The 24,493-nt window shown below is 65.9% G+C and carries 27 protein-coding genes; 15 read left to right on the top strand and 12 right to left on the bottom strand.

Annotated elements, in window-relative coordinates; genetic code table 11:
• Positions 1-140: 140 nt before the first annotated feature.
• On the top strand, positions 141-764 hold the full coding sequence (locus tag MFM001_RS22925) for a TetR/AcrR family transcriptional regulator (RefSeq protein WP_371685611.1): 624 nt from the start codon (positions 141-143) through the stop codon (positions 762-764).
• Positions 765-802: 38 nt separating this feature from the next.
• Here the strand turns inward: MFM001_RS22925 and MFM001_RS22920 are convergent, their stop codons facing one another.
• The 5 genes from MFM001_RS22920 to MFM001_RS22900 form a co-directional block, all read right to left on the bottom strand.
• Positions 803-1,306, bottom strand: a complete 504-nt coding sequence (locus tag MFM001_RS22920) for a nuclear transport factor 2 family protein (protein ID WP_116377555.1) — start codon at positions 1,304-1,306, stop codon at positions 803-805.
• Between the two features lie 16 nt (positions 1,307-1,322).
• Entirely contained in the window at positions 1,323-1,919 is a 597-nt protein-coding gene (locus MFM001_RS22915; protein ID WP_116377554.1) for a TetR family transcriptional regulator, read from the bottom strand.
• Positions 1,912-3,015, bottom strand: a complete 1,104-nt coding sequence (locus tag MFM001_RS22910) for a dihydrodipicolinate reductase (RefSeq protein WP_116377553.1) — start codon at positions 3,013-3,015, stop codon at positions 1,912-1,914. The genes MFM001_RS22915 and MFM001_RS22910 overlap by 8 nt, the downstream gene beginning before the upstream one ends.
• Positions 3,016-3,186: 171 nt before the next feature.
• Positions 3,187-3,576, bottom strand: a complete 390-nt coding sequence (locus MFM001_RS24995; protein ID WP_238159351.1) for a hypothetical protein — start codon at positions 3,574-3,576, stop codon at positions 3,187-3,189.
• Positions 3,577-3,599: 23 nt separating this feature from the next.
• Positions 3,600-4,340: an enoyl-CoA hydratase/isomerase family protein gene (locus MFM001_RS22900; protein WP_116377552.1), complete on the bottom strand. Its 741-nt coding sequence runs from the start codon at positions 4,338-4,340 to the stop codon at positions 3,600-3,602.
• 159 nt (positions 4,341-4,499) lie between these two features.
• On the opposite strand from MFM001_RS22900, the gene MFM001_RS22895 reads away from it, so the two are divergent.
• The 4 genes from MFM001_RS22895 to MFM001_RS22880 all read left to right on the top strand — a co-directional run bounded on the left by MFM001_RS22895 (position 4,500) and on the right by MFM001_RS22880 (position 8,028).
• Positions 4,500-5,690, top strand: a complete 1,191-nt coding sequence (locus tag MFM001_RS22895; protein WP_116377551.1) for an amidohydrolase family protein — start codon at positions 4,500-4,502, stop codon at positions 5,688-5,690.
• Positions 5,691-5,759: 69 nt separating this feature from the next.
• Entirely contained in the window at positions 5,760-7,208 is a 1,449-nt protein-coding gene (locus MFM001_RS22890; protein ID WP_116377550.1) for a FadD3 family acyl-CoA ligase, read from the top strand.
• The gene (locus tag MFM001_RS22885; RefSeq protein ID WP_116377549.1) at positions 7,205-7,840 is read left to right on the top strand and encodes a fatty-acid--CoA ligase; all 636 of its coding nucleotides are present in this window, start codon (positions 7,205-7,207) and stop codon (positions 7,838-7,840) included. Before MFM001_RS22890 ends, MFM001_RS22885 begins: the two co-directional genes overlap by 4 nt.
• Positions 7,840-8,028, top strand: a complete 189-nt coding sequence (locus MFM001_RS22880) for a bacterioferritin-associated ferredoxin (RefSeq protein ID WP_116377548.1) — start codon at positions 7,840-7,842, stop codon at positions 8,026-8,028. The genes MFM001_RS22885 and MFM001_RS22880 overlap by 1 nt, the downstream gene beginning before the upstream one ends.
• Here the strand turns inward: MFM001_RS22880 and MFM001_RS22875 are convergent.
• Positions 8,002-9,672 (bottom strand): alpha-keto acid decarboxylase family protein, encoded by a 1,671-nt coding sequence (locus MFM001_RS22875; protein ID WP_238159347.1) that lies wholly within the window; start codon positions 9,670-9,672, stop codon positions 8,002-8,004. The two genes, MFM001_RS22880 and MFM001_RS22875, sit on opposite strands and share 27 nt — an antisense overlap.
• Positions 9,673-9,737: 65 nt before the next feature.
• On the opposite strand from MFM001_RS22875, the gene MFM001_RS22870 reads away from it, so the two are divergent.
• The 4 genes from MFM001_RS22870 to MFM001_RS22855 are packed head-to-tail and all read left to right on the top strand — an operon-like array spanning position 9,738 to position 12,203.
• Complete coding sequence (locus MFM001_RS22870; protein ID WP_116377565.1) at positions 9,738-10,181, top strand: SRPBCC family protein; 444 nt, start codon at positions 9,738-9,740, stop codon at positions 10,179-10,181.
• Entirely contained in the window at positions 10,178-11,251 is a 1,074-nt protein-coding gene (locus MFM001_RS22865) for a CaiB/BaiF CoA-transferase family protein (protein ID WP_116377546.1), read from the top strand. Before MFM001_RS22870 ends, MFM001_RS22865 begins: the two co-directional genes overlap by 4 nt.
• Positions 11,252-11,298: 47 nt before the next feature.
• Complete coding sequence (locus tag MFM001_RS22860; protein WP_116377545.1) at positions 11,299-11,754, top strand: SRPBCC family protein; 456 nt, start codon at positions 11,299-11,301, stop codon at positions 11,752-11,754.
• A gap of 8 nt (positions 11,755-11,762) precedes the next feature.
• The gene (locus MFM001_RS22855; RefSeq protein ID WP_116377544.1) at positions 11,763-12,203 is read left to right on the top strand and encodes an SRPBCC family protein; all 441 of its coding nucleotides are present in this window, start codon (positions 11,763-11,765) and stop codon (positions 12,201-12,203) included.
• On the opposite strand, the gene MFM001_RS22850 is transcribed toward MFM001_RS22855, so the two are convergent.
• Positions 12,200-13,360, bottom strand: coding sequence for a pyridoxal phosphate-dependent aminotransferase (locus tag MFM001_RS22850; RefSeq protein ID WP_116377543.1), 1,161 nt, complete (start codon positions 13,358-13,360; stop codon positions 12,200-12,202). The genes MFM001_RS22855 and MFM001_RS22850 overlap by 4 nt on opposite strands.
• A 165-nt stretch (positions 13,361-13,525) precedes the next feature.
• Here MFM001_RS22850 and MFM001_RS22845 point away from each other — a divergent pair, with 165 nt between their 5' ends.
• Entirely contained in the window at positions 13,526-14,737 is a 1,212-nt protein-coding gene (locus tag MFM001_RS22845; RefSeq protein WP_116377542.1) for an acetyl-CoA C-acetyltransferase, read from the top strand.
• A gap of 4 nt (positions 14,738-14,741) precedes the next feature.
• Positions 14,742-16,886, top strand: coding sequence for a 3-hydroxyacyl-CoA dehydrogenase NAD-binding domain-containing protein (locus tag MFM001_RS22840; RefSeq protein WP_116377541.1), 2,145 nt, complete (start codon positions 14,742-14,744; stop codon positions 16,884-16,886).
• A 79-nt stretch (positions 16,887-16,965) separates the two neighbouring features.
• Here MFM001_RS22840 and MFM001_RS22835 read toward each other — a convergent pair whose 3' ends face one another.
• From MFM001_RS22835 to MFM001_RS22825, 3 genes are read right to left on the bottom strand one after another with little or no spacing between them, the layout of a single operon-like run.
• Positions 16,966-17,580, bottom strand: coding sequence for a bifunctional 2-polyprenyl-6-hydroxyphenol methylase/3-demethylubiquinol 3-O-methyltransferase UbiG (locus tag MFM001_RS22835; RefSeq protein ID WP_116377540.1), 615 nt, complete (start codon positions 17,578-17,580; stop codon positions 16,966-16,968).
• Between the two features lies 1 nt (position 17,581).
• Positions 17,582-18,007, bottom strand: a complete 426-nt coding sequence (locus MFM001_RS22830) for a pyridoxamine 5'-phosphate oxidase family protein (RefSeq protein WP_116377539.1) — start codon at positions 18,005-18,007, stop codon at positions 17,582-17,584.
• A 54-nt stretch (positions 18,008-18,061) separates the two neighbouring features.
• The gene (locus tag MFM001_RS22825; protein WP_116377538.1) at positions 18,062-19,246 is read right to left on the bottom strand and encodes an FAD-dependent monooxygenase; all 1,185 of its coding nucleotides are present in this window, start codon (positions 19,244-19,246) and stop codon (positions 18,062-18,064) included.
• 77 nt (positions 19,247-19,323) lie between these two features.
• Between MFM001_RS22825 and MFM001_RS22820 the strand changes: the two genes are divergently transcribed.
• Together MFM001_RS22820 and MFM001_RS22815 are read left to right on the top strand one after the other, a co-directional pair.
• Positions 19,324-19,860: a TetR/AcrR family transcriptional regulator gene (locus tag MFM001_RS22820; protein WP_116377537.1), complete on the top strand. Its 537-nt coding sequence runs from the start codon at positions 19,324-19,326 to the stop codon at positions 19,858-19,860.
• A gap of 11 nt (positions 19,861-19,871) precedes the next feature.
• Positions 19,872-20,861 carry an LLM class F420-dependent oxidoreductase gene (locus MFM001_RS22815; RefSeq protein ID WP_116377536.1) on the top strand — a complete coding sequence of 330 codons (990 nt, stop codon included), beginning with the start codon at positions 19,872-19,874 and terminating at the stop codon, positions 20,859-20,861.
• Here MFM001_RS22815 and MFM001_RS22810 read toward each other — a convergent pair.
• The gene (locus tag MFM001_RS22810) at positions 20,858-21,151 is read right to left on the bottom strand and encodes a putative quinol monooxygenase (protein ID WP_116377535.1); all 294 of its coding nucleotides are present in this window, start codon (positions 21,149-21,151) and stop codon (positions 20,858-20,860) included. The genes MFM001_RS22815 and MFM001_RS22810 overlap by 4 nt on opposite strands.
• An 86-nt stretch (positions 21,152-21,237) precedes the next feature.
• Here MFM001_RS22810 and MFM001_RS22805 point away from each other — a divergent pair, with 86 nt between their 5' ends.
• Positions 21,238-21,663 (top strand): Zn-ribbon domain-containing OB-fold protein, encoded by a 426-nt coding sequence (locus tag MFM001_RS22805; protein ID WP_116377534.1) that lies wholly within the window; start codon positions 21,238-21,240, stop codon positions 21,661-21,663.
• Positions 21,660-22,802, top strand: coding sequence for a thiolase family protein (locus MFM001_RS22800; RefSeq protein WP_116377533.1), 1,143 nt, complete (start codon positions 21,660-21,662; stop codon positions 22,800-22,802). Before MFM001_RS22805 ends, MFM001_RS22800 begins: the two co-directional genes overlap by 4 nt.
• 19 nt (positions 22,803-22,821) lie before the next feature.
• Here the strand turns inward: MFM001_RS22800 and MFM001_RS22795 are convergent, their stop codons facing one another.
• On the bottom strand, positions 22,822-24,471 hold the full coding sequence (locus MFM001_RS22795; protein WP_116377532.1) for a DNA repair helicase XPB: 1,650 nt from the start codon (positions 24,469-24,471) through the stop codon (positions 22,822-22,824).
• Positions 24,472-24,493 lie beyond the last annotated feature (22 nt).

The following is a 24,493-nucleotide window of genomic DNA, read 5'->3' as shown; positions in this document are numbered from 1 at the left end:
CCGATGATCTTGCCTCAACCTGTGTTGAACTGCATTTATCACGCTCGTCGACGGTGTGCCGGCGCTGACGGCTTGGTCGATCTCCAGGCGATTTCATTGACAATCGTCAGATTTCTGGACTTGTGCTGCACAATGGGTGCGTGCCACGCAGTGCGACTCGACGCGAAATCCAGCGTCGGAACACCCGAGAGCGCCTATTGGATGCCGCAATTGTGGAGTTTCAGCGTGCCGGCACCCAATCGGCGGACATCAACGCCATCGTCAAGGCGGCAGGGGTGGCGCGAAGTACCTTCTACTTCCACTTCCCCACCAAGGAACATGTGCTCCTTGAGCTCATCCGGCGAGACGAGATGCGCCTTGCGGAGGAGCTCGGGCGATTTCTCGACACTCGCCATGACCTACCGGGCGTGCTGAAGACGATCGTCGAGTTGGTCTTGGACCTCGAAAGCCGCTGGGGCTCGGCCTTGTTCCACGACGTCATCCGTCTCTACTTCTCACCCGCCCGACCCGAACGAGAACAATGGTCCAACCACCCGATCTTCGTGCTACTTGCTGCTGAGATCGAGCGCTCGCGCATCCGCGGCGAACTCTACGACGACGTCGATGCCTACCACAGCGCGGCGTTCTTTCTCCTCGGCGTCTACGCACTCCTCACTACCCTCGGAGAATTTCGATCTGAACGCGACGTGGCACTTACGAAATTCGTGACGAGCACCCTGCGCAGTTTGCAACGCGTGGAGGCGCATACCGCCGCCCCCGCCTGACGGGCAGTTCACGCGCATCGACTGCCCCCGCTTACGCACTAATCCAGTTGCCAGCTCATGTTTTTGGCGAAGGCCAGCGCATCATCGGAGATGGTGCCGAGGGCCTTGGAACGCTTGGTGTACTCGTGCACCATCGCCAGGAAGTTCATCGGGTTGTAGGCGTCTTCCTCGTAGCTCCACAGCCCGTCGCCGCCGTAGTGCAGCACGGTCAAGTTCGCGGCCTGATGGATGCTGCCGTCGCCGGGGTCCTTCATGCGGTTGAGGACCTTCATGACGACCCAGCCCCGGTCCTCGTCGATGATGTACCACTCGGCCGGATAAAACGGCATCTCCGAGCCGGGAAAAGTGTTCATTGTCGAGGCGATCCACTCGCGGATCTGTTCTCTGCCATGCATTTCCCCGTACACGTGCTCCAGGTATACGGCGTCCTCGGTGAACAGGTCAGCGTAATGTGACCAGTTCCAGGTCTGCCCGATCTCGACGACAGCCTGGCTGTAGTCGTTGAATGCGCGCTCAATTTCGCTACGCGACCAACGCCCCATCTATTCCTCCGATCAGTTAACGCCAGCGCGGACTCATCACAGCCTGCAGCGCTTCGGACACCATTTCCTGAAGCGGTCGATGATCGTCGCGGGAGGTGCGCACCCACTGCTGGAACGCGAAATCGGCTGCAGCGAACGCCAAGTGGACGAGCAGGGCGGGCCGGATGTCCTGTTCGGGATCGGTGCGCATGCGGGCGGCGGTGAGTTTCACCAAGCGGCTCTTGTCCTCGGGCGCCATGGTGGCCTTGTCGAGCAGGCCGGTCGCGGCGAGGATGGCGGTCCGCCATTGCTCGGTGTCGTCGTCCTGGAAAGCGGCGGTGCGGGCTTCGATCGCGCGGGCCAGCGCAACGTCGGACGGCTCCGCGCTGGGGCGCTCCTCGAGCAGCGACGCGATCGCCTCCCAGCCGCGCCGAACCTGGTGCAGCAGCAGCTCCTCCTTGCTGGCGATGTGGCGGAAGAAGGTGCTCGGCGAAACGCCTGCGGCGGCGGCGATCTGCTCGGTGGTGACGTTGTCGAACCCGTGCTCGGCGAACAGCCGGTAGGCAGCCAACCGGATTTCGTCGCGGACCTGCGCACGCTGGCGGTCCCGCAGTGATAAGGGCTTGTCAGGCAACGGGTTTGGACTCCCGAATAGTCGGCAGGAGTTTGGGCGCGGGCCGCCCCGCGATCAACGGCAGGTCGAGATAAGTCTTGATGCCGGGCTCGGCGGCGCACGTCTGCGGGATGGCGTGCACGCAATGGTTGGCGGTCGCCACCACGCCGGGATTGCGCTTCAGGCCCTCCGCGATCGAATCCGGTTGCAGCCCTTTGACAACCACTTCGAGGTGTGGGTCGCCGTCGACCTCCAGCTCGAACCGTTCACCCCGCTCGCCAAACGTCCACGGCGGGTCCAGGTGCTCCTCGCCCATCAGCCAGTTGACCGCGGCGGTGATCACCGGCTCGCCGTCCACGAGCGCCTGCCAACGGAAGCGCCGTGCCGCCACCCGGCCCGGCTCGATCTTGAGATAACCGGCATCGATTGGCGCGGCGGCCACCGCCACCTCCTGCGTCGAGGCGAACGTCGGATCGCGCAAGCCCAGATAGTCCGCCACCATCCACACCGAGGACTTGAAGCCGCCCTCCAACAGCGCAGCCATCGGGCCCTGCGCGGCCTCTTCGGGTGTGGCCCCGAAGCCCATGATGTGATGCACCACGTCGGGCGCGTTGTACGTGCGGATGTCGGAGAATTCCTCCGCTCGCACATGGGTGATGGCCGTGGACAGCGCTGAGATCATCAGCGGGAACTTCTCGGTGATGCCCCCGGGATGCAGACCCGAGCCGTGCAAGGTCACCGCGCCGTCCCGGCAGGCCTGCTCGATCGCCTGCACCCGAGCGTCGCGACGGTCCGGGTATACCCAACCGAGCGGTGTCACAACGTTTTTCCCCGACCGCAGAATGGTTTTGACCTCGCCGTCGTCGGGAATCAGCGGTGCATACACCACGCAGTCGGCGTCGAGCGCCAGCACGTCGTCCTTGTTGGAACTGGCGACGACACCGAGCGGTTCTCGGCCGAGGATTTCACCGACGTCGCGCCCGTGCTTCTCGGCACTGTGTACCCAGCAGCCGGCCAGCTCTAGCTCAGGGTGATTGAGCACCGCTTCGACGGCCGCCTTGCCAACTCCACCGGTGGCCCACTGAATGACCTTGAGGGCCTTGGTGTTTGGCTCCATAACGAACCTTCCTTACGACCACAGCTCAGCCGGAAGCGTGTCGTATGGTGGGAGCGTATGGCGAGTTGAGAGTGACTGTCAAGAGCGCGCCATGCAGTGTCCGATGAAGAGCGCCGCTGGTGACTCAGTCCTCAGTAACCGAACAGCGGGTAACGGCACGCCGTGCCATCCTCACCAGTGACGTATCGAGCAGAGCACACCTTTGGGGCCGTCCTTTGACACCACGACCTTGCCGTCGACCGTTAGATCGCAGTGCAAACCTGGTGTGCCGGGTTCGGTGCCGGTGCTGGCCGTGACCATCGCCCAGACCTCAGGTTTGGCCAGGTCGAGCTCGTAGCTCCACGGGTGGCCCGGCGAGATGTCGACTTTGACGTTGGGCACGAACTGATACGGGTTGTGGCTGTAGTCGGAGAAGATCGCCGGTTCCTGATCGAGGTAATAGATGTCGGTGTAGATCGGTTTGGCCGCCGACACCGTGTACTTGACGTGATGCTTGACGACGGTGTCGTCGGCGCGCGCCGGTGCGGCGACGCTTGTGGCCGCCAACAGGACTGCCGACATCGTGAGTGCCCTACCGATGGCTGTCACGTCGCACCTCCAGCCCGAGAATTGTTGCCGCGGTTCATCACTCGATCCGCGGCCTGCCAGTGAGCGTCGCTCACCCACAGCCGCGCGAAGGCCTGCACCGCTTCGTCGGGGGAAACCCCGCCCACCACACGCTTGATCTCACCGGCCGGGCGGCTGGCCAACGCGCGGGCGATCATTCGCCAATCATCGTCGAAGGTGGACCGCGGCAACACCCGATCGACCAATCCGATGCGTTCGGCCTCGGCGGCGTCGAGCACGGTTCCCGTCCCCGCCAGCAGCAGCGCCCGGCTCTTGCCCACCAGCGCGGCCAGTCTTTCCGCGCCGCCCCAGGCCGGCATGATCTCCAGCGTCACCTGGTTGAAACCGATCTTGATGTCGTCGGCGGCCAGCCGGATGTCGGCGGCGACGGCCACCTCGGCGCCGCCGCCCAGCGCGTGGCCGTTGAGCGCGGCGATCACCGGCGCCGGAAAACCGGCCAGCCGATCGCAGATCGACCGCATCCGTCGCGCCATTGCCGCCGCGTCGTCCTCGGTCCTGATCGCGCTGAGCTCTTTGAGGTCCCCGCCCGACACGAATGCACGATCACCCGCGCCGGTGATGGCCAGCGCGCGGGCTCCTTCGGCCGCGTCGAGCGCCTTGTCCAACTGGTCCATGGTGTCCAGGGAGATGGCGTTGCGCGCGTGCGGGCGGTCGATCGTGAGCACCGCAAGCCCGTCGTCGAACTCCAGGTCGACCATCCGCGGCGCTCCATCGTGCGATATTGGCATTCTCTTCAGCGGAGAATAGCATCGCCGTCGCGCTGGCCAGGCGCCGATCCCAGGGCGGCCACTGCGACCCGGCGTTGCGATAGGCTCAGCGTGAGAATAGTATTCTCCCAAACTGCGAAGGAGGATTTCATGGGGCAGTTGTCGCACCGGGAAGACGTCCCGTTTCCGATTTTCGACGCCGATAACCATCTCTACGAGCCGCCGGAGGCGCTGACCAAGTTCCTGCCCAAGGAGTACAAGGACTTCGTCCAGTACGTGCAGATCAACGGGCGCACCAAGATCGCGCTGCGCGGGGTGATCAGCAACTACATTCCCAACCCCACCTTCGAGGTCGTCGCCCGGCCGGGCGCCTGGGAGGAGTACTTCAAGTACGGCAACCCGGACGGCAAGAGCAAGCGCGAGCTGTTCGGCGAGCCGATGCGCGCGATCCCCGCGTTCTTCGAGCCCGGCCCGCGCCTGGAGAAGATGAACGAGCTGGGCCTGGACCGCACCCTGATGTTCCCGACGCTGGCCAGCCTGATCGAGGAGCGGCTGCGCGACGACCCAGTCGCCATCCACGTCCTGATCCATGCGCTGAACCAATGGCTCGACGAGGTCTGGGGCTTCAACTACCAGAACCGGATCTTCACCACCCCGGTCATCACCTTGCCGATCGTGGAGAAGGCGATCGAGGAGCTGGAGTGGGTGGTCAAGCGCGGTGCCCGCGCGATCCTGGTCCGCCCGGCGCCGGTTCCCGGCTTCCGCGGCCCCCGGTCGTTCGCGCTGCCCGAGTTCGACCCGTTCTGGGAGCGGGTCGTCGAGCACGACGTGCTGGTCGGCATGCACTCGTCCGACAGCGGCTACTCCCGCTACACCTCCGAGTGGGACGGCGCCGACCAGGAGATGCTGCCGTTCCAGACCAACGCGATGGGCATCCTCAACGAGTGGCGGCCGATCCAGGACTCGGTCGCGTCCTGGGTGATCCACGGCGCGCTCTACCGCCATCCCAAGCTGAAGGTCGCGATCGTCGAGGCCGGATCGAAGTGGATGACCCCGTTGCTGGACGGCCTGGCCGAAGTCTTCCGCAAGGCCCCGGAAGCGTTCCCGAGCGACCCGGTCGAGATGGTCAAGAACCGCATCCATGTCAGCCCGTTCTTCGAGGACGGCATCGACGATCTGGTCAACCTCGTCGGCGTGGATCAGGTCTTGTACGGCTCGGACTGGCCGCACCCAGAAGGGCTGGCGGAGCCGACCTACTACGTCAACGCGCTGTCGCACCTGCCCGTCGAGGATCAGGCAAAGATCATGGGCGGCAACCTCGGTCGACTCGTCACGGTGTGACATCCGGGCGGTAGTCGATGCAGTGGGGGTACCCCCAGCCGCGTAGCGGCGAGGGGGCCGCGTAGCGCGATGAGGAGGAGCCGGCCAATCGGGACTTGGAGGACCATCCCCGAGATGGTCTTGAGCGCGGCGGACCGGTTCTGCGACGCGGAAGCAGTTGTCGACGGTCCGCTGCGCCTCACCTTTGCGCAACTTGTCGAACGAATCCGCTGCGCCGCAGGCGCTTTCGCTGACCTCGGAGTCGGCAAGGGTGATCGGGTTGCCGTCTGGGCGCCCAACAGCGCCGAGTGGATCATCGCGGCGTTCGGCTTGCTCACCGCGGGCGGGGTGCTGGTCCCGGTCAACACGCGGTTCAAGACCGAAGAAGCCGGCGACATCATCGCGCGCAGCGGAGCCAGGGCAGTCCTGGTGCAGAAGGGTTTTTTGGCCCAGGACTACACGGCGCCCGCAGGTATCCCGGTCATCGATCTGAAATCCGACTTCCTTGCCAGCGGTTCGCCATTCGAACGGGCCGTGAGTGGCACCGACATCGCCGACGTCATCTTCACCTCGGGCACCACGGGCCGCCCGAAGGGCGCGATGATGAATCACCAACAGACGCTGCGGATGTACGACGAGTGGGCCACCCTTGCGGCCCTGCGCGAGGGCGACCGCTATCTGCAGATCAATCCGTACTTCCACACATTCGGTTTGAAAGCGGGACTGATCACGTCCTTTTTGCGCGGCGCGACGATGGTGCCCGTCGCTGTGTTCGACCTCGACGCAGTGGTGGAACTGATAGCGCGCGAACGCATCACGATGCTGCCCGGGCCGCCGACGCTGTACCACTCGTTGTTGACGGTCCGCGACAAGGACAAGCTGTCGACGTTGCGGGCGGGCGTGACCGGTGCCGCCGACATCCCCGTCGAACTGGTCCGCCGCATCCACGGCGAATTGCCGTTCCAGACGTTGATGACCGGATACGGGCTCACCGAGGCCGGCAACGTCACGCTGTCACGCCCCGGCGACTCCTTCGAAGATGTGGCCACCACCGCGGGCCTGCCCTGCGACGGGGTCGAAGTGCGTATCGCCGACGACGGTGAGGTCCTCGTCCGCGGATACGGCGTCATGCAGGGGTATTTCGGCGACCCCGTCGCAACCGAACAAGCAATCGACGCCGAAGGCTGGTTGCACACTGGCGATCTGGGTACGCTGAACGCGGCGGGACGGCTACGGATCGACGGGCGCAAAAAGGACATGTTCATCGTCGGCGGGTTCAATGCCTATCCGGCCGAGATCGAGAGCTTTTTACTGGAACACCCCGCGGTTGCCCAGGCCGCCGTGATCGGTGTTCCCGACCAGCGACTCGGCCAGGTGGGCAAGGCCTTCGTCGTGCCGAAATCACCGGTGTCCGAAAACGATTTGATCGCATGGTGCCGCGAGCGGATGGCCGGATTCAAAGCGCCGCGATCGATCGAGTTTCTCGACGAGCTGCCGCTGAACGCCACCGGCAAGGTGATGAAGGACCAACTCCGGTGAGCACCGCCGACCTCAACTCGCACTCGATGGTGCTCGCGTCGGATTACCGGGTTCCGGATCCGGATCGGGTGTGGCCGCTGCTGCAACGCCGCAAATCGGCCCTCGCCGACATCGGCGCCCACCACGTTCTGCTGTACAAGTCGACACAGGACTACGGACGCGTCCTCGTCACGATCGGCGTGCGCAGCCGGGAGCCGATCGTCGAGCTGCTGCGGTCGCGGGTGTTCTTCGACTGGTTCGACGCAGTCGGTGTCGATGACATTCCGGCGGTATTCGCCGGCGAAATCGTCGAACGGTTCGATTCGTCCCGGGCTTCCGAGCCGCATGCGCCCGGGATCGTGCTGGCCGCTGTCGCACCCGTCGACAGCGTGGCCACGCTGACCACCGGAGTCCGGGCCGCCTGGGACCGGTTCACCGCAGCAGGCATCCGAAAGACGTGGCTGTTCCAGGCTTTCGACGACGGGCAGGAAGTGATGATCCTGCAGGAATTCGACGACGAGGCCACGGCGCAGCACTGGATCGACCAGCCCGACCCCGCGGCCGAATGGATGAGCGGGCCGGGAACCGGCGCCTATCCGCCGTTGTTCGTCGGCAGATTCGTCGACGTGATGCGTATCGAGGCGGGGCGGTGATGTTCGTCTGCTTGTGCAACGGGATCACCAACAACAAGGTGGCCGAGGTTGTCGCCCAAGGTGCGTCGAGCACCAAGCAGATCGCCGAGGCATGCGGCGCCGGCGCGGAGTGTGGCCGCTGCCGGCACACGTTGCGCGCAATCCTTGGCGCATCAAGCGACTCAGCGACGCGCACTCCCGTCCGGTGACGTGGGTTTGGTCAGCTCGGCCAGCAGATCGGGGGCGTCGAGTCGTGGTACGACGGCCTCGATGAGCACCATCCGGTCTTGATGGGCGGCGGCGGCGGTGAGCGCCGCGTCGAGTTCACCATAGGTCTGCGCCCGGAACGTCAGATGATCGGTCACGCCCAGCGCGCCCGGAATCTCGGCCCAGTTCCAGCGCACAATGTCGTTGTAGGGGGCCGTCTTTCCGTGAATCATCCGCTCGACGGTATAGCCGTCGTTGTTGACCAGCACGATGACCGGTGAGAGTCCTTCGCGAGAAAAGGTGCCCAGTTCCTGCACGGTCAACTGTGCGGCCCCGTCGCCGATCAGCAGCACCGGTCTGCGGTCGCGATGCGCCAGTCCCGCCCCGAGTGTGGCGGGCAGCGTGTATCCGATCGACCCCCACAGTGGTTGACCGATGAAGGTCACCCCGCGCGGAAGCCGATGGCCCGCCATGCCGTAAAACGAGGTGCCCTGATCAGCCAGCACCACATTGCCGGGGGTCAGCGCCTGACAGAACCTGTCCCACAACGCTTTTTGGGTGAGCGCCGTGTCGGGCGGCGGAAGCTGCGGCGGCTCACCGCCGTCCGTCGAGACCACCGGCGGCGAGCTGACCCCGCGCCGGGTGAGGATCGTGGTGACGGCGTCCAGCGCCGCCTCCATCTCCAGCGGCGCGAACACCTGGGTCCCGACGGTGCTCTGCTGCGCGCCGACGTCGATGGTGCACGCCGGATCGATGCGTTGGCTGAAGAAGCCGCTGACCATATCGGTGAACACCACCCCGGCAGTCAGCAGCACCGGTGCGTCTTCGATCGCGCGGCGAACCGGTTCGTCGCTGGCCGCGCCAGCGTAGATCCCCAGGAAATTGGGGGAGCTCTCGTCGACCAGGCTCTTGCCCCACATCAAAGTGGCGTGCGGCACCTCGTCGGCGGCAAGCAGCGCCTCGAGTTGTGGGATTGCGTCGAGGCGGTGGACGAGGTAGTCCGCGAGCACGGTGACTTGGTGATCCGCAATGAGTTCGGTTGCGGCTTCGGTGAAATGAGCCAGCGCACGCGGACTGGTCCCACCGGTGTAGTGGGGCAGCGGTGCGGTGGGCCGCTCGACTTCGAAGCGCGCCACGTCGGTGGGCAGCAGCAGGTAGCCGGGCCGCTTCTGCTCCCGCACCTCGCACAGCACCCTATCGATCTCCCGGGTCGCCGTGGCCGGCATGAGATTGGCTTGGGCGCAGGTGATTTCCCGGCTCATTCGAAAGAAGTGCTCGAAATCGCCGTCGCCCAGCGAATGATGCAGCGCGCGGCGGGTGCCCTGCGCGTCTTTCGATGGCCCGCCGACGATGTGCAGGACCGGCACGTGCTCGGCGTAGCTGCCCGCTATCGCGTTGGTTGCCGAGAGCTCGCCTACGCCGAATGTCGTTACCACAGCAGACATTCCACGCAGCCGCCCGTAGCCGTCGGCGGCGTAGCCGGCGTTGAGCTCGTTCGCGTTGCCCACCCACCGGACGTCGGGGTGCGCGACGATGTGGTCGAGGAACTCCAGGTTGTAGTCGCCGGGAACACCGAAGATTTCGGACACGCCGAGTTCGGCGAGACGGTCGAGCAGGTAATCACCGACGGTGTAGGCAGCAGTCACGGCATCGACGGTACGCCCGGCCGAAAACACCCCAGATCAGACGGCGCCTCGCTATGGTGCGGACCATGGCCATCAAGGAATCCCGCGAAGTAGTCATCGAAGCAACCCCCGAAGAGATCCTGGACGTCATCGCCGATCTGGAGTCGCTGACCGAGTGGTCGTCGTCGCATCAGAGCTCCGAGGTGGTCGAGCGGGGCGACGACGGGCGGCCCAGCGTGGCGAAGATGAAAGTCAAAGCGGCCGGCATCACCGACGAGCAGGTGGTGGCCTACACCTGGGGCGAGAACACCGTCAGCTGGACCCTGGTAAGCGCCGGCCAGCAGCGCGCCCAGGACGCCACGTACACGCTGATACCCGAGGGCGACAAGACGCGGGTGAAGTTCAACATCACGATCGACCCGATGGTTCCACTGCCTGGGTTCCTGCTCAAACGCACCATCAAGGGAGTGATGGACACCTCCACCGAGGGATTGCGCAAGCGCGTGCTGAGCGTGAAGAAAGGCAAATGACCGGCCCGTTGGCCGGTGTGCGGGTCATCGAACTCGGCGGCATCGGGCCAGGGCCGCATGCCGGGATGGTGCTTGCGGATCTGGGCGCCGACGTCGTGCGGGTGCGCCGCCCCGGCGGGCTCACGATGCCGGCCGAGGACCGCGACCTGCTGCACCGCGGCAAGCGAATCGTCGACCTCGACGTCAAGACCCAGCCGCAGCTGTTGCTGGACCTGGCCGCCAAGGCCGATGTGCTGTTGGACTGCTTCCGGCCCGGCACGTGTGAACGGCTCGGCATCGGCCCTGAGGAGTGCGCGGCGGTCAACCCGCGGCTGATCTTCGCGCGGATCACCGGATGGGGCCAGGACGGGCCGCGTGCCAGTACGGCCGGCCACGACATCAACTATCTGTCGCAGACCGGGGCGCTGTCGTCGCTCGGGTACCGCGACCGGCCGCCGATGCCGCCGCTGAACCTGGTCGCCGACTTCGGCGGCGGGTCGATGTTCGTGCTGCTGGGCATCGTGGCCGCGCTCTACGAACGGGAGCGCTCCGGGCAGGGGCAGGTGGTCGACGCCGCGATGGTCGACGGCGTCAGCGTGCTGGCGCAGATGATGTGGACCATGCGCTCGACCGGCGCGCTGCGCGACCAACGCGAGTCGTTCCTGCTCGACGGCGGCGCCCCGTTCTACCGCTGCTACGAGACCGCGGACGGCAAGTACGTCGCCGTCGGCGCCATCGAGCCGCAGTTCTTCGCCGCATTGCTGGCCGGGCTGGGGTTGTCGGCCGACGAGGTGCCGGGGCAGCTCGAGATCGGTTCGTATCCGCGGATGTTGGCCGTCTTCACCGAGCGGTTCGCCGGCAAGACCCGCGACGAGTGGGCCGAGATTTTCGCCGGCACCGACGCGTGCGTCACCCCGGTGCTGACGTGGAGCGAGGCGGCCGCCGATCCGCACATGACCGAGCGGGCCACGGTGATCCGCGCCCACGGCGTCGAACAGGCCGCGCCGGCGCCGCGGTTCTCCCGCACCCGGACCGCAGCGGTCGGTGCGCCGCCGACGGGCACCACGCCGTTGGACGAAATCGGCTGGTAATCGCGGATCTGCCCTCTACATCCGGTCGCGGGGCTACGTTGGGAATAGTGGCCGTACGAGCATCGCGGGAAATTGTCATCGACGCGCCGCCGGAAGAAATCATGGAGGCGCTGGCCGATCTCGGCTCAGTGCCGACTTGGTCGTCGGTGCACAAGCGCGCCGAGGTCATCGATACCTATCCCGACGGCCGGCCGCACCACGTGAAGGTCACGGTCAAGGTGGTCGGCATCGTCGACAAGGAAGTGCTCGAATACCACTGGGGCCCGGACTGGGTGGTGTGGGACGCCGAGAAGACCCTTCATCAGCACGGCCAGCATGCCGAGTACACGCTGCAACGTGAGGGGCTCGAGAAGACGCGGGTGCGCTTCGAGGTCACGCTGGAACCGTCGGCGCCGCTGCCGGAGTTTCTGGTCAGCCGGGCCCGCAAGAAGATCCTCAATGCCGCGACCGAAGGATTGCGCAGGCGCGTGATGGGCGTCGTCGGTTCGGATCGGCGGAGGTAGGCCTCGACGTGGCCGTCCAAGCGTCACGGGAAATCGTCATCGACGCGCCGCCCGAGGTGGTGATGGAAGCGCTGGCCGACATCAGCACTTTGACGTCGTGGTCGCCGGTGCACAAAAACGTCGAGGTGCTCGACCGCTACGAAGACGGCAAGCCCCACCACGTGCGGGCCACCATCAAGATTTTCGGGCTGGTCGACAAGGAGATCCTCGAATACCACTGGGGCCCCGACTGGGTGGTCTGGGACGCCGAGGCGACGTTCCAGCAACGCGGCCAGCACGTCGAGTACACGCTGCAACGTGAGGGCCTCGACAAGACGAGGGTGCGCTTCGACATCACCGTCGAACCGTCGGGACCGGTTCCGGAGTTCCTCGTCAAGCGGGCCAGCAACATCGTGTTGGGCACGGCGACAGAAGGTTTGCGCAAGCGGGTGATGGGCCGCAAAGGCTAGCGTAGGGCCGCCAGGCGCCGGATCGCCTCGTCGAGCGTGTCGTCGCGCTTAGCAAAAGTGAACCGCACCAAGTGATTCCACGGTCCACCGACCGCCGGGTCGCAGAACGCGGACATCGGGATCGCCGCCACCCCGACCTGTTCGGGCAATGACGCGCAGAACTTGGTGCTGTCGTCGTAGCCCAGTGGTCGCGGGTCGGCGCACAGAAAGTAGGTGCCCGCACTGTCGTGGACCTCGAAGCCGATGTCGGCCAGCCCGTTGGCAAGCCGGTCTCTTCGGGATTGCAGCGACGCGCGCAGCGCGGCCACCCAGTCGTCCTCCGTGTCGAGCGCGTGCGCCACCGCCGGCTGAAATGGCGCGCCGCCCACATAGCTCAGGTACTGCTTGGCCGACCGCACTCCGACGATGAGTTCGCTTGGGCCGCATGCCCATCCGATCTTCCAGCCGGTGCAGTTGAACATCTTGGCGGCGCTGGAGATGGTGATCGTGCGCTCGGCCATCCCGTCGTAGGTGGCCAGCGGAAGGTGGCTTTTGCCGTCGAAGACCAGGTGCTCGTAAACCTCGTCGGTGATGACCAGTAGGTCTGCTTGGACGGCTATCTCGGCGATGGCCTTGAGTTCTTGTGCGCTCAGCACCATGCCGGTCGGATTGTGCGGCGAGTTGACGATCAGCGCCCTGGTGCGCGGCGTCACCGCATGCCGCAGCGCGTCGGCGTGCAGCGCGAAGCCACGACCGTCGGGCACCAGCGGCACCACGACGCGTTGCGCGCCGGCCATCGCCACCACAGGTGAGTAGGAGTCGTAGAACGGCTGGATCAAGATGACCTCGTCGCCGGGTTCGACCAGTCCGAGCACCGCGGCGGCGATGGCCTCGGTGGCCCCGACCGTCACCAGCACCTCGGTGTCCGGGTCGTAGTCGATGCCGAAGTGCCGCTGGCGCTGGGCGGCGATCGCGTGGCGCAGCTCGGCGACACCGATGCCCGGCGGGTACTGGTTGACGCCTTGGGCGATGGCGTCTTGCGCGGCCTTCAGCATTCCCGGCGGGCCGTCCTCGTCGGGGAAGCCCTGGCCGAGGTTGACCGCGCCGATGCGCGCGGCCAGCGCCGACATCTCGGCGAACACCGTCGTCGCGTATGGCCGCAATCGCGACACCGTCATGGTCGTCGAGCTTAGGACGGCGAGCGTGCGGCCAGCCGCACGTTGGGTGTCGAGTGTGCGGCCAGCCGCACGCTGGGGTCGCGGGCCTCCCAACCAACAGGTTGATCGGGGCCTGCTGTTAAGGTGGCAGGCATACGGATCCGACCCTTGGAAGAGGAATCAGCCATGTCCGAAGAAGCCTTCATCTACGAGGCCATCCGCACGCCACGCGGCAAGCAGCGCAACGGGTCGTTACACGAGGTCAAGCCGCTGAGCCTGGTCGTCGGCCTGGTCGACGAACTGCGCCGACGCTTCCCCGACCTGGACGAAACGCTGATCAGCGACGTCATCCTCGGCGTCGTCTCGCCGGTGGGCGACCAGGGCGGCGACATCGCGCGCACCGCGGTACTGGCGGCCGGCCTGCCGGACACCACCGGCGGTGTCCAGCTCAACCGCTTCTGCGCATCGGGCCTGGAGGCCGTCAACACCGCCGCGCAGAAGGTGCGCTCCGGCTGGGACGACCTGGTGCTGGCCGGCGGCGTGGAGTCGATGAGCCGCGTGCCGATGGGCTCCGACGGCGGCGCGTGGGCGCTGGACCCGGCCACCAACTACGACCTGGGCTTCGTCCCGCAAGGTATTGGCGCCGACCTGATCGCCACCATCGAGGGGTTCTCGCGGGAAGACGTCGACGCCTACGCGCTGCGCAGCCAGGAAAAGGCCGCGGCGGCATGGTCGGGCGGCTACTTCGCCAAGTCGGTGGTGCCGGTCCGCGACCAGAACGGTCTGCTGATCCTCGACCACGACGAGCACATGCGGCCCGACACGACGATGGAGGGCCTGGCCAAGCTGAAGCCCGCCTTCGAAGGCGTTGCGGCACTGGGCGGTTTCGACGACGTGGCGCTGCAGAAGTACCACTGGGTCGAGAAGATCAACCACGTCCACACCGGCGGCAACAGCTCCGGCATTGTCGACGGCGCCGCGCTGGTGCTGGTCGGCTCCGAGGCCGCCGGGAAGTCGCAGGGCCTCACACCGCGCGCCCGCATCGTTGCCACCGCCACCAGCGGCGCCGAGCCGACGATCATGCTGACCGGCCCCACCCCGGCCACCCGCAAGGTGCTCGACCGGGCCGGCCTGACCGTCGACGACATCGACCTGTTCGAGCTCAACGAGGCGTTCGCGTCGGTGGTGCTGAAGTTCCAGAAGGACCTGAACATCCCCGACGAGAAGCTCAACGTCAACGGCGGCGCCATTGCGATGGGTCACCCGCTGGGCGCCACCGGGGCGATGATCATGGGCACCATGGTCGACGAACTGGAGCGACGGGGGGCGCGACGCGCGCTGGTCACGTTGTGTATCGGCGGCGGCATGGGCGTCGCGACCATTATCGAGAGGGTTTAAAGGCATGGCAGACAACACGATCCAGTGGGACAAGGACGCCGACGGCATCGTCACGCTGACCATGGACGACCCGTCAGGGTCGGCCAACGTGATGAACGAGGCCTACATCGAATCGATGGGCAAGGCGGTGGAACGCCTTGTCGCCGAAGCGGATTCGATCACCGGTGTGGTGATCACCAGCGGCAAGAAGACCTTCTTCGCCGGCGGTGACCTGACCGCAATGGTCAAGGCGCGACCCGAGGATGCCGGACAGTTCTTCGACACCGTCGAACGGGTCAAGAAGGACCTGCGCACCCTCGAGACGTTCGGCAAGCCCGTCGTCGCGGCCATCAACGGAGCGGCTTTGGGGGGCGGCCTGGAGATCGCGCTGGCTTGTCACCACCGCATTGCCGCCGACGTCAAGGGCAGCCAGATCGGGCTGCCGGAGGTGACGCTGGGCCTGCTGCCGGGCGGCGGCGGGGTGACCCGCACCGTGCGAATGCTGGGTATTCAGAACGCTTTTGTGACAGTCCTGGCACAGGGCACGCGGTTCAAGCCGGCCAAGGCCAAGGAAATCGGTCTGGTCGACGAGGTGTTGCCGACGGTCGAGGAGCTGGTGCCCGCGGCCAAGGCGTGGATCAAGGCCAACCCCGACGCGCATGTGCAGCCGTGGGATGTCAAGGGCTACAAGATGCCTGGCGGCACTCCTTCGTCGCCCTCGCTTGCGGCGATCCTGCCGTCGTTCCCGTCGAACCTGCGCAAGCAGCTCAAGGGCGCGCCGATGCCCGCGCCGCGGGCCATCCTGGCCGCCGCGGTCGAGGGCGCGCAAGTCGACTTCGACACCGCCACGCGCATCGAAAGCCGTTATTTCGCTTCGCTGGTCACCTCTCAGGTGGCCAAGAACATGATCCAGGCGTTCTTCTTCGACCTGCAGCACATCAACTCCGGCGGCTCGCGGCCCGACGGCATCGGCAAGACCCCGATCAAGAAGATCGGTGTGCTGGGCGCCGGGATGATGGGCGCGGGGATCGCCTACGTGTCGGCCAAGGCCGGCTTCGACGTGGTGCTCAAAGATGTGAGCGCGGAAGCCGCCGCTAAAGGCAAGGGCTACTCGGAAAAGCTCGAGGCCAAGGCTTTGGAGCGGGGCCGCACCACCGAAGAGAAGTCCAAGGCGCTGCTGGACCGGATCAAGCCGACCGGCGACGCTGCGGACCTGGCCGGCGTGGACTTCGTGATCGAGGCGGTGTTCGAGAACCAGGAACTCAAGCACAAGGTGTTCCAGGAGATCGAGGACATCGTCGAGCCCGACGCGCTGCTCGGCTCCAACACCTCGACGCTGCCGATCACCGGTCTGGCGACCGGTGTCAAGCGGCAAGAGGACTTCATCGGGATCCACTTCTTCTCGCCGGTCGACAAGATGCCACTGGTCGAGATCATCAAGGGCGAGAAGACATCTGACGAGGCGCTGGCCCGGGTGTTCGACTACACGCTGGCTATCGGCAAGACCCCGATCGTGGTCAACGACAGCCGCGGCTTCTTTACCTCCCGCGTCATCGGCACGTTCGTCAACGAGGCGCTGGCGATGCTGGGCGAGGGTGTGGAGCCTGCGTCGATCGAGCAGGCCGGCTCGCAAGCCGGCTACCCGGCGCCGCCGCTGCAGCTCTCCGACGAGCTCAACATGGAGCTGATGCACAAGATCGCCGTCGCCACCCGCAAGGGTGTCGAGGATGCCGGCGGCACCTACGAGCCGCACCCGGCCGAAGCCGTCGTCGAGAAGATGATCGAGCTGGGGCGGCCAAGTCGGTTGTCCGGCAAAGGTTTCTACGAGTACGCCGACGGCAAGCGGGTCGGCCTGTGGCCGGGTCTGCGCGAGACGTTCAACTCGGGTACGTCGCAGCCGCCGCTCCAGGACATGATCGACCGGATGCTGTTCGCCGAGGCGTTGGAAACTCAGAAGTGCCTCGACGAGGGTGTGCTGACGTCGACCGCCGACGCCAACATCGGCTCGATCATGGGAATCGGCTTCCCACCGTGGACTGGTGGCACCGCGCAGTACATCGTCGGTTATGAGGGCGCGCACGGCACGGGTAAGCAAGCGTTTGTCGCCCGGGCTCGCGAGCTGGCGGCCAAATACGGCGACCGGTTCCTGCCGCCTGCGTCACTGGCTTAATGCGGGCTTAACTGGCGAGCAGACGCAGAATCGCGTAAAACACGCTCTCGCAACGCGATTCTGCGTCTGCTCGCCGTAGCTACTGGCGCTGCAGCACATAGCTGCGCGCTTTGAATCGAGCCGCAAACCTGCCGGCGATTCCGCCCTGAGGGGTCCACTGCGGTTCGTCGTCCGCCGCCAGTAGCGCCCACGCGGGTGTGAACCGGCGCTCGATCTCGGCCTGTTCGACTCCTGCCGGCCCGGGGCCGCCGCCGGGTTTGAACGCGATCATCAGCAGGCGTGAGCCGGGGGCGGCCTCCGCGCTGATCTCTTGGACGTAAAGGTCGCGATCGGCCGCGCTCATGCCGTGGAAGCAGCCGTTGTCCACGATCAACTGGAAGGGTCCATTGATTCCAGCCTGACGCAAGTGCGTGACGTCGGCGTGGACAAAGTTGACGGTAGCGTTCGCGGCCTGGGCCTTGGCACGGGCCTTGTCCAGGGCCTTCGGCGTGAAGTCCGCTCCCGTGACTTGCCATCCGTGTTGGGCGAGATAGATGGAGGTGTCTCCGGTGCCGCATCCGACATCGAGTGCCGATCCTGGTGGCGTGTCGGTTTCCTCGACGAGTTCTCGCAGCTTCGTCGAGAGCGGATGTCCGTCCCACGGGGTAAAGCCAAGTGCGTAGAACACGCGAAACAATAAATGCCGAGAAGCCATGTCACAGTCCTCCTAGGTCGGCGGAAAGCCAGTGTTGCGGCTGCAGATAGATCGCGACGCTCTCGCCGAGCTCGTTGCGCGCGTAGTCGAGGTAGGGCTCCACCTTCTCCGGCGGCATGTAGCGGCGGGTCATCTCGACGAGGTGGTCGTCGGTGCCGGGCTCGATTCGGCTCACTGGGCCGTCGACCGCGACATACCGCACCGTCGGCTCGAGCCGTTCGACCATCAGCGAGAAGTAGCCGGCCGCCTCGATGAGCCGCGTCTTGCGTGACCCGGCTCCGGTCAGCACCCACGGCTCGCCGCCGGGCGTGTACTGGTACCAGATCGGGACGGACAATGGCCCGCGGCTGTCGCCGGCGTATACCGACAGCGCCGCAATGTGTGGTTCGGCAAGAAATTGTTCGCGTTCGTCTTTCGACAGGGGCATAGGCAACAGGCTAATAGCGATCGACGACATGGGCGGGCCTGCAGCCGGCGCTCGTCAGTAGTCGGGCACCGGTATCGAGTCGTGCATGCGCACCCCTTTGGTGTTGAGCTTGGCGACGGCGCGGCTGATCGGGGTCGGCAGCGCCGACACCAGTTGCGCCCCGCGCGTCACCACCCACAGCGCGGGAGCCGAACCCGGAACGACGGTTCTGGCGGCGCCACGCGCGAAAGCCCGGCTGCGGCGCACCGGTTCGCGCATCCGCTTCTCGTAGGCCGCGAACGCTTTGGTGTAGTCGCCCTGTGCCTGTGCCAACTCGCCGGCCAACACGTAGGCGCCGATCACCGCGAGGCTGGTGCTGCCGCCGACCGCCGGTCCGGGGCAATAGCCGGCGTCGCCGACCAGACTGACCCGAGCCCGCGACCAGTTGTCGGTCTGCAGCTGGGTGATCGAGTCGAAGTAGAACGTCGGCGTGGTGTCGAGCTGCTCGAGCCAGCCGTCCACGCGCGGATGCATGCCGGCGAACGCGTCGCGCAGTAACTCCTTCTGCTGTTGCACATCTCGATGGTGGTAGTGCAGTTCGGGGCTGTGGAACATGAACAGCACGCGGGCGTCGTCCAAATGCCGAGCGCTGTAGACGCCGGCGATTCGGCCGACCTCGACCTGACCGAGCATCTCGCCATCGGGCGCAAGGGCTTTCGGCGCCGACGCCACCGCCAGGTAGCCCCCGAGGTAACGGGTGAGGCCGGCATCGTCGCCGAAGACCAGCCGCCGAACGTTGGAATGCAGCCCGTCGGCACCGATTACGACGTCGAAGCGGGAGCCGGCCGCGTGCTCGAAGGTCACCTCGCCGTCGGGGGAGATGGCCGTGATCGAGTCACCGAATAGGTACTCGACATCGGCTGCGCTGTAATAGATTTCGCTGAGGTCGTCGCGCATGATCTCGACGTGGCGGTCGGAGGCGGCGCGGTAGATCTTGGTGAGGTCGACGCGGATCGGCCGCGCGGCGCCGTCGCGGTAGATGCTCAGTCGCGTGGTCTCAGTGGCGCGTTCTTCGATGTGGGGCAGCACGCCCATCTTCGCCGAGATCTCCATGGCCGGGCGGAACAGGTCGACGGCGTGGCCACCGGTCTTGCGCAACGTCGGCGCTTGCTCGACGACGGTCACGTCGAACCCGTACCGGTCGAGCCAGTACGCCAACACCGGCCCGGCGATGCTCGCGCCCGAGATCAGAACCCGCATGCCGCGTCTCCTTACTTAACGATCGGTAAGCTCATGATGGGGCTTACCTACCGTTAAGTCAAGGTAGGCTTTACCGGGTGAGCAGGCCCCGCTCCGACACCCGCGAGCGCATCCAGGACGTCGCCCGAGAGCTGTTCGCGCAGCAAGGCGTGCAACGCACCAGCCTGCAGGACATCGCCGACAGGTTGGGCATCACCAAACCGGCGTTGTACTACCACTTCCCGTCGCGCGAGGAGCTGGTGCGTAGCATCGTGCAGCCGTTGATCGACGACGGCGAGCGGTTTGTCGCCGATCAGGAGGCACGCGACGGCGTGGACGTGCGCGAGTTGCTCGAGGGCTATTTCGACTTTCATTACCGGCGTCGGCGGGATCTCGTTGTGGTGCTGGCGGAATTCGCCATCCTGGAAGACTTCGGTCTGGTGGAGAAGGTGATTGCCTGGCGCGATCGGCTGGGCAAGTTGGTCTTTGGGCCAAAGCCGACGCTTGGGCAGGCCACTCGCGCGGCGATCGCGTTCGGTGGTCTGCAGGACTGCTGCATGCAGTTCCCGGATGCGCCCGCCAACAAGCTGCGCGCCGCGTCGGTGGAAGGTGCGCTCGCCGCCCTGGGGATCTAGAGTCCCTCGCTATGCGCTTCGGACTTTTCATCCCCCAGGGCTGGCGGCTGGATCTCGTCGGGATCGAACCCGACAAACACTGGGCGGTGATGCGCGATCTGGCGGCATACGCCGACGACAGCGCGTGGGATTCGTTGTGGGTCTACGACCATTTCCACACCGTGCCGATGCCGACCGGCGAAGCCACCCACGAGGCGTGGTCGCTGATGTCGGCGTATGCGGCGACGACGTCGCGGATCAAGCTGGGGCAGATGTGCACGGCGATGAGCTACCGCAACCCGGTCTACCTGGCCAAGGTCGCCGCCACGGCTGATGTCATCTCCGGGGGCCGCATCCAGATGGGCATCGGCGGCGGCTGGTACGAACACGAATGGCGCGCTTACGGTTACGGTTTCCCGTCGGCGAAGGTGCGCCTCGGCCGCCTCGACGAGGGTGTGCAGATCATGCGCGACGCCTGGCGCGACGGCAAGGTCAGTTTCAGCGGTGAGCACTACCAGGTCGACGGCGCGATCGTTGCACCGAAGCCGTTGCAGGACAATGGTATTCCGCTCTGGATTGCCGGCGGCGGGGAGAAGGTGACGCTGCGGATCGCCGCCAAATACGCGCAGTACACCAATTTCACGCCCGAGCCGTCGGCGTTTGCTCACAAGTCCGAAGTGCTCGCGCAGCATTGCCGCGACGTGGACACCGATTTCGACGCGATCGTGCGCTCGGTCAACGTCAATGCCGTGCTTGGCTCTTCGCAGGCGGAGGTCGACGAGCGCCTGCAGCGGATCCGCGACCGGATGGTCAGCTACGTGCCCGAGTCGGCCGCCGATTCGATGATCGCCGGCACCAGCGGCCCCGAGTCGGCCACCGGGACCACCGAGCAGGTGGTTGAGCGGCTGGGGCGCCTGCGCGACCTCGGCTGCGGCTACGTCATCTGCTACTTCCCCGAGGCCGCGTATGACCGCTCGAGCATCGAGCTCTTCGAGCGCGAGGTGATACCCGCGCTGAGCTAGAGGTCGGTGGTCGTATACCTGGTCTTGACCGGAGGGGCAGCCAACAGCGGTGGAAGCTGCGTCAGCTTGCCTTCGCCGGCGCGAAACCGGCGATACGCCTCGTCATGCTCGACCGATTCCCAGAGTTCGTAGATGATCCAGTGCGCCTCGTCGCCCTCGTCGACGAGCACATCGGTTCGCACATTGCCGTCGAACGCCCGGGTGTCTTGCAGTGCCCGGCCCATGAGTTCGCGCCCCGCCGCGACCTCGTCGGGCTTGAACCTGAGCTCGAGTAACACCGTGACCGCCATGGTCGCCAACCTAGTGCAACCGTGCCCGCATGCCGGTTAGGAGAATGGTATTTCCAGTTTTCGGAAGGCTGGTATACGGTTCGATTATGCAGAAGGCACTGGCGCCCGAGATTTCGACCTGGCCGGACGACAACCCGCAGCTCATCGGCAGTAAATGCGGCGACTGCGGCGCCACCACGTTCCCGGTGCAGCAGCGTTGCCCGCGGTGCAGCGGCGACGACATGTCCGAGCTGCTGCTGCCGCGGCGGGGCACGTTGGTGGCCTGGACGACGCAGGGCTTCCCGCCGGGACCGCCCTACGCCGGCCCGACGGGCAAGGATTTCGTCCCGTTCGGTGTCGGGCTGGTCCAGCTCGGCGACGTCATCCGCGTCGAGGGCCGGCTCACCGAAAACGATCCGGCCAAGCTGGAGTTCGTCCAGGAGGTCGAGCTGACCATGGTGCCGTTTACTACTGACGACGAGGGCAACGAGGTCGTCACGTTCGCGTTCGCACCGATCGGAGCAGGGAAATGAACGACGTTGCGATCATCGGCGTGGGCCTGCACCCGTTTGGCAGGTTCGACAAGACGGCGATGCAGATGGGCGCCGAGGCCATCCATGCCGCGCTCACCGATGCGGGTGTGGAGTGGAAGGACATCCAGTTCGGGTTCGGCGGCAGCCATGAGGTGTCCAATCCTGACGCCGTGACACGCCTGGTCGGACTGACGGGCATCACGTTCACCAACGTGTTCAATGCGTGTGCGACCGCGGCCAGCGCCATCCAGCAGACTGCCGACACGATCCGGTTGGGCAAGTACGACATCGGGATTGCCATCGGGCTGGACAAGCATCCGCGCGGCGCGTTCACCGACGACCCCGCGAAACTGGCGCTGCCGCAGTGGTATGCGCAGAACGGGCAGTTCGTCACCACCAAGTTCTTCGGGATGAAGGCCAACAAATACCTTCATGACCACAACATCTCGCAAGCCACGCTGGCCAAGGTGGCCGCCAAGAACTTCCGCAATGGCGCGCTGAACCCAAACGCGTTCCGCCGCAAGCCGCTTTCCGAGGAAGAGATCCTCAACTCGGCTGTGCTCAACTACCCGTTGACGCAGTACATGTTCTGCGCGCCCGACGAGGGTGCCGCCGCCGTGGTGATGTGCCGGGCAGACATCGCGCACAAGTACACCGACAAGCCGGTCTATGTGCGAGCCTGCGAAATCCGCACCCGCCGATACGGCGCCTACGAAGTGCATGCCACGTTCGCGCCACTCGACGAGGACGTTTCCCCAACGGTTTACGCGTCCAAAGCGGCCTACGAGGCCGCGGGTATCGGGCCTGAGGACGTCGACGTGGCCCAACTGCAGGACACCGATGCCGGCAACGAGGTCATCCACATGGCCGAGACGGGTCTGTGCGCCGACGGCGAGCAGGAGAAATTGCTGGCCGACGGCGCCACCGAGATCCACGGCTCAATGCCAGTCAACACCGACGGCGGATTGATCGCCAACGGCGAGCCGATCGGTGCGTCGGGGCTGCGGCAGATGCACGAGCTGGTGCGGCAGTTGCGCGGCGAGGCGGGCGAGCGTCAGGTGCCCGGCAACCCGCGCGTGGGCCTGGCGCAGGTGTACGGGGCACCCGGCACGGCGTCGGCGACCATCGTGTCGCTGTAGCGCTGCGTCCGCGCTAGCGCTAAATGGCCGGGCCCAGCAGGTCGTCCGCGTCTCGGATGACGTAGCCGTAGCCCTGCTCGGCCAGAAAACGCTGCCGGTGTGCGGCGTACTCGGCGTCCTGGCTGTCGCGTGCGACCACCGAGTAGAAGATGGCGCCGCCGCCGTCGGCCTTGGGCCGCAGCAACCGGCCGAGGCGCTGCGCCTCCTCCTGACGTGACCCGAACGTGCCCGAAACCTGAACTGCTACAGCGGCTTCCGGTAGGTCGATGGAGAAGTTAGCCACTTTGGATACCACCAGCGTGGTGATCTCTCCCCGGCGGAACGCGTCGAACAGCGCCTCACGCTCAGCGGTCTTGGTCGAGCCCTGGATCACCGGCGCGTTCAGCACCTCGCCGAGTTCCTCCAGTTGATCCAGGTAGGCGCCGATCACCAGTGTCTGCTCGCCGGGGTGTCGGCTCAGGATCGATTTGACCACCGCGATCTTCGAATGCGCCGTCGAACAAATCCGGTAGCGCTCGTCGGGCTCGGCGGTGGCGTACGTCATCCGTTCGCTGTCGGTCAGCGTGACGCGCACCTCGACGCATTCCGCCGGCGCGATCCAGCCCTGTGCCTCAATGTCTTTCCACGGCGCGTCGTAGCGTTTGGGGCCGATCAGGGAAAACACGTCGCCTTCGCGACCGTCCTCGCGGATCAGCGTGGCGGTCAGGCCCAGCCGCCGCCGCGACTGCAGATCGGCGGTCATCCGGAACACCGGCGCCGGCAGCAGATGCACCTCGTCGTAGATGATCAGCCCCCAGTCGCGACTGTCGAACAGCTCCAGGTGCCGATATTCGCCCTTGGTGCGACGGGTGATCACCTGATAGGTGGCGATGGTGACCGGCCGGATTTCCTTGCGCTCGCCGGAGTATTCGCCGATCTCGTTCTCAGTCAAGGATGTTCGGGCGATCAGCTCGCGTTTCCACTGGCGGCCCGCGACGGTGTTGGTGACCAGAATCAGCGTCGTCGCACTGGCTTTCGCCATCGCCGCCGCACCGACCAGTGTCTTGCCGGCCCCGCACGGCAGTACCACCACACCGGAGCCGCCGGACCAGAACGATTCGGTGGCCATCTCCTGGTAGTCGCGCAGGTGCCAGCCGTTCTGGCGCAGGCTGATCGGATGCGCCTCGCCGTCGACGTAGCCGGCCAGATCCTCGGCGGGCCAGCCGATCTTGAGCAGCATCTGCTTGACCCGGCCGCGCTCACTCGGGTGCACCACGACAGTGTCGTCGTCGATGCGCGCCCCCAGCATCGGCGCGATCTTCTTGTGCCGCAACACTTCTTCGAGCACCGCGCGGTCCAAGCTGACCAGCGTCAGACCGTGCGCGGGGTTCTTGACCAACTGCAGTCGGCCGTAACGGGCCATGGTGTCGACGATGTCGACCAGCAGCGGCTGGGGCACCGCGTAGCGGGAGAAGCTGACCAGCGCGTCGACAACCTGTTCGGCGTCGTGCCCGGCGGCCCGCGCGTTCCACAGCGCCAGCGGCGTGATCCGGTAGGTGTGCACATGCTCGGGTGCGCGCTCCAGCTCGGCGAATGGCGCGATCGCCGCGCGTGCGGCGCCTGCCAGGTCATGATCCACCTCGAGCAGCACCGTCTTGTCGGACTGCACGATCAACGGCCCGTCAGTCATGACTTCGATTATCCGGACTCGG

The sequence above is a fragment of the Mycobacterium sp. MFM001 genome (genome assembly GCF_003402475.1).
Classification (GTDB): domain Bacteria; phylum Actinomycetota; class Actinomycetes; order Mycobacteriales; family Mycobacteriaceae; genus Mycobacterium.
The sequence above is the reverse complement of the archived record's forward strand: the minus strand, read 5'-3'. Positions and strand labels throughout refer to the sequence as shown.